This is a genomic window from Kitasatospora sp. NPDC059599 (genome assembly GCF_042735125.1).
Lineage (GTDB): Bacteria > Actinomycetota > Actinomycetes > Streptomycetales > Streptomycetaceae > Kitasatospora.
In genome coordinates, this window is record NZ_JBHWCL010000207.1 from 1 (window position 1) to 7,669 (window position 7,669).

Genomic DNA, 7,669 nt, shown 5'->3' on the forward strand with positions numbered 1-7,669 from the left:
AACCATTGGGGTTTGGGGGGGTGGTTTTTGTTTATATGAGACTGGTCGTCCCCCCGGTGCCCCCCGGGGGCCCGTCGGGTGGCGGGTGGGGGGGCCACGGGGGCACCCGGGAAACGGTTCCCCCAGGTCAGCCGCGCGTCGGCCGGGTGCCGGCCGCGCGTCGGGTCCCGCCCCGGCCGTACCCCGGCCGGGCGTCGGCCGGGCGTCAGCCCTGCTGACCGGCCTTGCGACGGCGCAGCACCACGAGGGTGCCGACACCGGCCGCCAGGACGGCGCCGCCGGCGATCGCGATCCCGGTGGTGTCGTCGCCGCCACCGGTCTGGGCCAGGGACTTGTCCGCGGTGGCGGCATCGGTCTTGGCCTTGCTGACCCCGCCCGGGGTGATCTTCGGCGGGGTGACGTTCGGGGGCTGCACCGGGAAGTCGATCGGCTGCGGGGCGTCGGTGCTGCCGGACGGCGCCGGGGCCTCGGTGGTGCCGGACGCGGACGGCGAGGCCGACGGCGAGGCGGTGCCGGAGGCCGTGCCGGTCGGCGCCGGGGTCGTCGGCCCGGTGGTCGGGGTCGAGGTGCCCGTCGCGGTGGAGGTGGCCGTGGCGGTCGGCGACGCGGTCGACGAGTGGCTCGCGGTCGGGGTGGGCGTGCCGGTCTTGGTCGGGGTGGGGGTCGGGCTGGGCTTGCCGCCACCGGCCTTGATGGTGAAGCCGGCGCCCTTGATGCCGTCGCAGCTGAAGTGCCCGTTGTCGTTCGCGTCGTTGGCGTCGGCGGAGAAGACCACCGGCACGACCCCGGCCTTGCCCAGCGGCGCGTCCTTGGTGAAGGCGGCGCGGACCTTGATGTCGATGCTCTTGCCCTGCGCGATGTAGAGCAGCGCGCCGTCGGCGGCGTCGCCGCTGTCGGTGATCCCGCCGAGGAACATCAGCACGGCGCTGTCGTCGCCGTCGCCGCCACCGGGGGCGATGGCGGCGGGCTTCCAGGTGCCGCCGCCGGGCAGCGAGGCCGGCAGCTGGTACTCGAGCTTGAGGTCCTTCGCCTTGAGCGAGCCCGCCTTGTTCTTGAACTTCAGCAGCGGGTAGGCGACGAAGTCGGTCTTGGTCGAGTTGTCGATCCGGTAGGTGAACTCGCGGGCGTCGTCACCGGCGAAGAAGGTCCCGGGGACACCGCGCACCGAGAGGTCGAGGCTCTGGTGCCCCGCCTTCTCGGCCGTGGCGGCGGCGGACGGGGAGCCGGTGGTGCCGACGGCCATGGCGCCCTGGGCGCCGGCCAGCACGAGCGAGGACGCGAGAGCGGCGGCGCCGGCGAGGGCGAGACTGCGACGTATGGACAAGGGAGACCTCACGGACGTTTCCGGGCGAGGCCCGGGCGCGAGGGGCGGCCGCAGACGCCGCGTCCCCCCGCGAAGCTGAAAGTGCGACGGAGAGTACCGAACGATCCGGCCGGTTCGGAAGGCGGGTGCCGCACTGTCACCCGGACGCGAAGGAGAGATGCCCGCTTCGTCCAACTCCGTCCGGCTTCAAGGCTTTTGCGCTTTGCCAAATGATGACCGGAGGGTGACGGGTACACGTCCGAAGGACCGTACCGCACCCGCTGGCGGGAGCGGTACGGTCCGGGTCGGTCGGGTGGTGCCGGATCGGCGGCGGACCGGCGTCCGGGCCCGCGGTCGACCGGTGCCCGGGGCGGGACGGTGCCCGGGGCGGGACGGTGCCCGGGACGGGACGGACGTCAGCCGGCGAAGAAGGACTTGGCCGCGATCAGTGCCCGCTCGTCGCGCAGCACGTCCCCCGGACGGCTGCCGTTGCCGAGCAGCACGCCGCCCCAGCGCATCGCCATGTACCCGGCGCTCAGCCGGAGCGTGCCGATCAGCGGCTCGGCGTTGTCGTCGGTGCCGCTGAGGGCGGTGACGCCCCACAGGGTGCGGCCACCCATCCGGGCGCGGAAGTCCAGCCCGGGGACCCGCATCCAGCCCGACCAGTGGTCGAGGTAGAGCTTGGCGTCGGTCGGCAGGGTGTACCAGTACAGCGGCGCGACGAGGACCACGTCGGTGGCCGCCAGGGTGGCGTCCAGCAGGGTCTTCGCGTGCCCGGTCGGCTCGGCGTACGTGCCGTCGCCGTCGTGCCGCTCGTCCCGGAAGGGCGGCAGCGGGTACTCGGCGAGCCGCAGCCAGCGCTGCTCGGCGCCCGCCGGCAGGCTCGACTCGGCGGCGAGCCGCGCGAGCCGGGCGGAGTTGCCGTCGGTGCGCGCGCTGGCGTCGAGGAACAGGAAACGGCGCGGCGCCTCGGCACCGGACGGCTGGTCAGACATCGGAACTCCCCCGGGTCAGTGGTGTGGACGGGGGTGCGAGCAGCAGCCGCGCGCCGGTTATTCCCCGTCCGCGCCCCGTCGGCCGGTCACCCGGGCGGCGCGCCCGGGGTCACTCCGGCCGGTCCGCCGGGTCCCCGGACCGGTCGGCCACCATCCCGGGCGGTGCGCCCGGGGTCACTCCGGCAGTCCGGCCCGGCGACGGGCGACGGCGGCGACCGCCGCCCAGTCCTTGTCTCCGTCGCCGTGGGCCAGGGCGTCCAGGAAGGCGTCCCGCAGGATGCTGCCGAACGGCAGCGGCACGTTCCGCGCGGCGCCCGCCTCCAGCGCGAGGCCGACGTCCTTGAGCCCGAGCGGCAGCCGGAAGCCGGCCGGCTCGTAGCGGCGCTCGGCCACCATCGCGCCGTACCCGGAGTAGACCGGCCCGGGGAAGAGCGTGCCGGTGAGCATCTCGATCAGGTCGGTCGGCCGGACCCCGTTGGCGTCGGCCAGGCTGCACGCCTCGGCCATCGACTCGATCGCGCAGGCCAGCAGGAAGTTGACGCTGATCTTGGCGGTGTTGGCCTGCCGGGGGCTCTCACCGAAGTGCCAGGTGCGTTCGCCCATCGCGGCGAACAGCGGCTCGGCCCTGGTGAGCAGATCCGCGGCGCCCGCGGTCAGGATGTTCAGCCGGCCCTCCGCCGCGACCGGCGGCCGGCCGAGGACGGGCGCCGCGACGTAGCCGATGCCGTGCTCGGCGTGCAGCGCCTCGGCCCGTTCGGCGAGCGCGAGCGAGACGGTGGCCATGTTGACGTGCAGGGTGGCCGCGGCGCCGTCCAGCAGGGCGGGGTCGAGCAGCAGGCGCTCGACCGCGTCGTCGTCGGCGAGCATGGAGACGACCGTGTCGGCGGCGAACACGTCGGCGAGCGAGTCGGCCGCCTGCGCGCCCTCGGCGGCCAGGGCGGCCACCGGCCCGGGCGAGCGGTTCCAGACCCGTACGGCGTGACCGGCCCGCAGCAGACTGCCGGCCATGCCCCGTCCCATCGCCCCGAGCCCCACGAAGCCGACCGTCGTTCCGGTCATCGCCCACTCCCGTCGCCGTTGCCGCTCACCTGCGGCCGACTGTACGTCAGGGGATCACCGGGCCCGGCCTTTCACGGAGAGCACCGGACGCACACGACGCACCGGACGTACGGCACGCCCGGCACGTACGGCACGTACGGGACTCGGGGGACACGGATTCGCGGGACACGCCGACGCGCAGGGCGCCCGGCGCTCACGCGCAGGCGCGCGCCGGCATCCGGTCGCGGTGTACGGCGGCCCCGCGCTCCAGCTCGGCGATCACCCGGCCGCGCAGCAGCTCGTACTGGGCCTGCAGCCGGCCGGGGCGGGCCGGGCGGGCGACCGGTCGGCCCGGCCCGACCAGTTCGTCCGGCCCGAACTGCTCGCGGGTGAGGTCGATCTCGAAGCCGGTGGCGAAGCGGTTCCACCAGTGGAGGTCCGTCCGGACCCCGTCGACGTACACCTCGCCCATCATCAGCTCGCCGCCGAGCAGGTCGTGCAGCACCATCGCCGTCACCCCGCACTGGCCGCAGGCGGGATTGTCGGGACGCCAGTGGGCCAGATCCTCGGGCGCACAAGTGTCGACACCCCAGGAGGAGCGGATCGCACGTTCGATGTCGTTGAGGGTCCACGCCGTCATACCGGGAAGCCTGCCACGCGGCACTGACAGCGGCAGCGGCTTTTCGAAGGGTCACCCCGTGTTCTGCGGCGACCCTCCCTGCGTTCACCCGAACGAGTCAATGAACCCGGTCGGTCGGCCATCCGGCGTCACGGGACGGCCGACCGGCCGGGTCGTCACCCCGCCGACGGGCGACGGGGGCGAGGGGTCACCCCGCCGACGGGGCGGCCCTGCGGGGAGGGGTCACTTCGCCAGCGCGGCGACGCCGGCCTGCGCGAACTGCTCGTCCAGGTCGCCGCTGGGCGCGCCCGCGACGCCGATCGCCGCGACCGGAGCGCCCTTCGACTGCACCGGGGCGCCGCCGGCCAGGAACAGCGTGCCCGGGATGTCCTTCAGGTTGGGGGCCTGGGCCAGGCGCTTGGCCAGCTCCGAGGTCGGCGCGTTCCAGGAGACCGCCGTGAAGGCCTTGCGCTCGGCCGACTCCGGGGCCTGCGGGCCGGCGCCGTCGCCCTTCAGCAGCACCCGGGTGACACCGTCCCGGTCGACGACCGCGACCGAGACGTGCTGGCCGGCCCTGGTCGCCGCGTCCAGGGCGGCCTGGGCGGCGCGGGTGGCGGCGTCGATGGTCAGGCCGGTGCTCTGCGCGAGGTCCTTGTTCTGGGTGTCGACCTTCACGGCAGCCGGGGCGGCCGGGGTGTCGGTGGTCTCGGCGCTGGCCGAGACGGCGCCCACGGTGGCGACGGCGATCGCGGCGGCGGCGACGGTGCCGGTCAGCACCCGGGTGCGCACGGAGGTCTTCTTCATGGTCCAGCTCCTCAGCGGGTCTGCGGGGTGGGGTGGGGATCGGGCGGCCACCGGGACGGGGGCGCCCGGCGGCGTGCTTCGATCCTCCGCCCGGGGACGGGCCCGCCACATCGACGGTCCGGCGCGTGCGTCCGGGCATGATGGAGGACTGCGGCGTCAACCGATCGGCTGATGCGGGACCGGGCCGGACGGGTCACCATCGAGGGATCGGTGCAGGTCAGTGCGGACCCACCGCCCGTACGCAGCCCGTACGCAGCCCGTTCGACCAGGAGCCACCCGTGTCTCAGCCCCGCCCCGCCCCCGGTCGGCGCGGCGCCGGTCGCGCCGGTCGCGCCGGTCACGCCGATCGCACCGGTCAGGCCGGGCGGACCGAGGGCGCCGTCCGTCCGGGCACCGCCGCCCGGGGCGCCCGGGACGCCGGAGACCCGGACGCCGGCCGGCTGGCGCTGCTGCTGGACTCCGCCTTCGTGGTGCTGCTCGCCGCCTCGCTCAACCGCTACCTCACCCATCACTCCGGCAGCCCCCGGGCCCCCTGGGTGATCGGGCTGAGCGCCGCCCTGGCCGTCGCCCAGCCGGCCGGTTCCTGGCTCGACCACCACCGTCCGACCGCGTCGGGCCGCGGCCGCCGGTGGCCGCTGGGGCTGGTGGTCGCACTGTGGGTGGTGCTGGTGCTGCTCGCGCCGAGCTTCGCCTGGTGCGCCGTCCCGCTGATCTACACCGCGCTGCGGGCGCTGCCCGCGAAGGCGGCGATCCCCCTGGTGGGCGCCCTGACGCTGCTGGTGGTGATCGCCGAGATCCGGCTGCCCGGCGGGGCGGACGCCACGCTCGTCCTGCTGCCGCCCGCGGTCGCCGCGCTCGCCACCGGCGTCTTCCTCTTCATGGCCCGGCAGGCCGCCCGGCAGCGCGCGCTGATCGCCGACCTGGTCCGCACCCGGCGCGAACTCGCCGCCACCGAACGGCGGGAGGGCACGCTGGCCGAGCGGGCGCGGCTGGCGATGGAGATCCACGACACCCTGGCGCAGGGCCTGTCCAGCCAGCAGATGCTGCTGCAGGCCGCCGACCGCACCTGGGACGCCGACCCGGCGACCGCCCGCAGCCACGTCCGGACCGCCGCCGAGGTGGCCGCGCGGAACCTGGCCGAGGCCCGCCGCTTCGTCCACGACCTCGCGCCGGCCGAACTCGCCGACGGCCGTGCGCTCGACCAGGCGCTGCGGGCACTGGCCGACCGGGAGGCCGCCGAGAGCGGGCTGCCGGTCCGCTTCCACCTGGACGGAACGGCCGTGCCGCTGCCCGCCGCCGCGCAGTCCGCCCTGCTGCGGATCGCCCAGGGCGCGCTGGCCAACGTCCGGGAGCACGCCGGGGCGTCGGCCGCGGCGATCACGCTGTCCTTCCTCGGTGACCAGGCGGTCCTGGACATCGCGGACGACGGGCTGGGCTTCGACCCGGCCGCCGCGGGCACCGGGGGCGGCCGCGGGTACGGTCTGCCCGCGATGCGGGCCCGGCTGCGGCAGCTCGGTGGCACGCTGACCGTGGAAAGCACCCCCGGCGAGGGCACCGTGGTCTCCGCCGCAGTCCCCTTGGAGCACCGATTGGAGCACCGATGAGCGAGCGACGCGGGTCCGTCGACGCGAGGCGCGCGGCGTGCGGAGCGCCCGCCGCACGGAACGGGGCGGACGCATGAGCACGGCTGCGTCCCGTACCGCGCCCGTCCGGCTGCTGGTCTGCGACGACCACGCGGTGGTCCGGGCCGGCCTGCTCGCGCTGCTCGCCAGCGCGGGCGACATCGAGGTGGTCGGCGAGGCCAGCACCGGGGAGGAGGCCGTCGCGCTGGCCGCCCGGCTGGAGCCGCAGGTGGTGCTGATGGACCTCCAGCTCGGCGAGGGCATCGACGGTGTGGAGGCCACCCGGCGGATCACCGCCGCCCCGGACGGGCCGCACGTCCTGGTGCTCACCACCTACGACACCGACGCCGACATCACCCGGGCGATCGCCGCCGGCGCCACCGGTTACCTGTTGAAGGCCGAGCGGCCGGAGGAACTGTTCGCCGCCGTGCACGCGGCCGCGCAGGGCCGGACGGTGCTCTCGCCGCCGGTCGCCTCCCGGGTGATGGCGCAGATGCGGGCGCCGGTGCCGCAGCTCACCGAACGCGAGCAGGACATCCTGGTACAGCTGGCGCAGGGCCTGGGCAACCGCGAGATCGCGCGGGCGCTGTTCATCAGCGAGGCCACGGTGAAGACCCATCTGGGCCGGATCTACGACAAGTTGGGCGTGGACACCCGGGCGGGCGCGGTGGCGGTGGCCAAGGAGCGCCGGCTGCTGCGCTGAGCCGCCCGGGGCCCCGCTGCCCCCGTCCGCGCTCTCACGTCCCGCCTCTCCCGCCCCTCACCCCCGTCTCTCGCGCCCGTCTCTCGCGCCCGGCCGCACCCCGGCTGCGCTGGGCGCTCGCGCGGTGTCGCTGCGTGCTGCCATGATGCTCGGAATGTCGGATTCCAGGCGGCGGCGCACACGGCCCCGCTCCGGCCCGGTTCACGCGGCCCGGCGGCCGGGTACGCCGGCGGGCGCACAACTGCCTGGTCCGGCGCCCTCCGGGCCGGTCCGTGCTGATCACCACAATGTGGATGTTTCGTGGATTTCACTATTGACAAACCAACCACGCGGTTTGTTAGCGTGAGATCAACGACGTCCCCGGGGGTGGGGACTCGCCGGGGCCTGTGCGGATCGCTCTCGCCGGAGGGTGCAGCCAGGGGGGACGGCGAGGCTGCCGGGGTGTCGGGGGGAGCGGCAGCGCCGAAGCCGCGCAGCGAGGCGGGGGGGGGGGGGGGCGCGGGGGGGGGCGCAGCCCCGCCCCCCCCCCCCGGGGGGGGGGGCCCGCCCCCCGAAGCCCGCGCCCGCCCCCCCGAGGGCCCGACC

Annotated in this window: 7 protein-coding genes and 1 pseudogene; 2 read left to right on the plus strand and 6 right to left on the minus strand. The window is 75.6% G+C overall.

Annotated elements, in window-relative coordinates; all coding sequences use genetic code 11:
- Positions 1 to 205 precede the first annotated feature (205 nt).
- The 6 genes and pseudogenes from ACFV04_RS40560 to ACFV04_RS40585 form a co-directional block, all read right to left on the minus strand.
- A complete protein-coding gene (locus ACFV04_RS40560; RefSeq protein WP_380536098.1) occupies positions 206 to 1,324 on the minus strand; it encodes an LPXTG cell wall anchor domain-containing protein in 1,119 nt (372 codons plus the stop codon).
- 395 nt (positions 1,325 to 1,719) lie between these two features.
- Entirely contained in the window at positions 1,720 to 2,298 is a 579-nt protein-coding gene (locus ACFV04_RS40565; protein WP_380336922.1) for a flavodoxin family protein, read from the minus strand.
- 174 nt (positions 2,299 to 2,472) lie between these two features.
- Positions 2,473 to 2,901: an NAD-binding protein gene (locus ACFV04_RS40570; RefSeq protein WP_380536112.1), complete on the minus strand. Its 429-nt coding sequence runs from the start codon at positions 2,899 to 2,901 to the stop codon at positions 2,473 to 2,475.
- Positions 2,893 to 3,372 (minus strand): annotated as a pseudogene (locus ACFV04_RS40575) (NAD(P)-dependent oxidoreductase); the annotation flags it as partial. The gene ACFV04_RS40570 and the pseudogene ACFV04_RS40575, both read right to left, overlap by 9 nt.
- A gap of 178 nt (positions 3,373 to 3,550) precedes the next feature.
- The gene (locus tag ACFV04_RS40580) at positions 3,551 to 3,976 is read right to left on the minus strand and encodes a hypothetical protein (protein WP_380536100.1); all 426 of its coding nucleotides are present in this window, start codon (positions 3,974 to 3,976) and stop codon (positions 3,551 to 3,553) included.
- A 222-nt stretch (positions 3,977 to 4,198) separates the two neighbouring features.
- Positions 4,199 to 4,759, minus strand: coding sequence for a heme-binding protein (locus ACFV04_RS40585; RefSeq protein WP_380536102.1), 561 nt, complete (start codon positions 4,757 to 4,759; stop codon positions 4,199 to 4,201).
- 278 nt (positions 4,760 to 5,037) lie between these two features.
- Between ACFV04_RS40585 and ACFV04_RS40590 the strand changes: the two genes are divergently transcribed.
- Both ACFV04_RS40590 and ACFV04_RS40595 read left to right on the plus strand, forming a co-directional pair.
- Complete coding sequence (locus ACFV04_RS40590) at positions 5,038 to 6,363, plus strand: sensor histidine kinase (protein ID WP_380336927.1); 1,326 nt, start codon at positions 5,038 to 5,040, stop codon at positions 6,361 to 6,363.
- Between the two features lie 73 nt (positions 6,364 to 6,436).
- Positions 6,437 to 7,084, plus strand: a complete 648-nt coding sequence (locus tag ACFV04_RS40595; RefSeq protein WP_380336930.1) for a response regulator — start codon at positions 6,437 to 6,439, stop codon at positions 7,082 to 7,084.
- Positions 7,085 to 7,669 lie beyond the last annotated feature (585 nt).

Coding starts and splice junctions, on each gene's coding strand:
- ACFV04_RS40565 (WP_380336922.1), bottom strand. CDS start 2,298: ATGTCTGACCAGCCGTCCGGTGCCGAGGCGCCGCGCCGTTTCCTGTTC.
- ACFV04_RS40570 (WP_380536112.1), bottom strand. CDS start 2,901: ATGGGCGAACGCACCTGGCACTTCGGTGAGAGCCCCCGGCAGGCCAAC.
- ACFV04_RS40580 (WP_380536100.1), bottom strand. CDS start 3,976: ATGACGGCGTGGACCCTCAACGACATCGAACGTGCGATCCGCTCCTCC.
- ACFV04_RS40585 (WP_380536102.1), bottom strand. CDS start 4,759: ATGAAGAAGACCTCCGTGCGCACCCGGGTGCTGACCGGCACCGTCGCC.
- ACFV04_RS40595 (WP_380336930.1), top strand. CDS start 6,437: ATGAGCACGGCTGCGTCCCGTACCGCGCCCGTCCGGCTGCTGGTCTGC.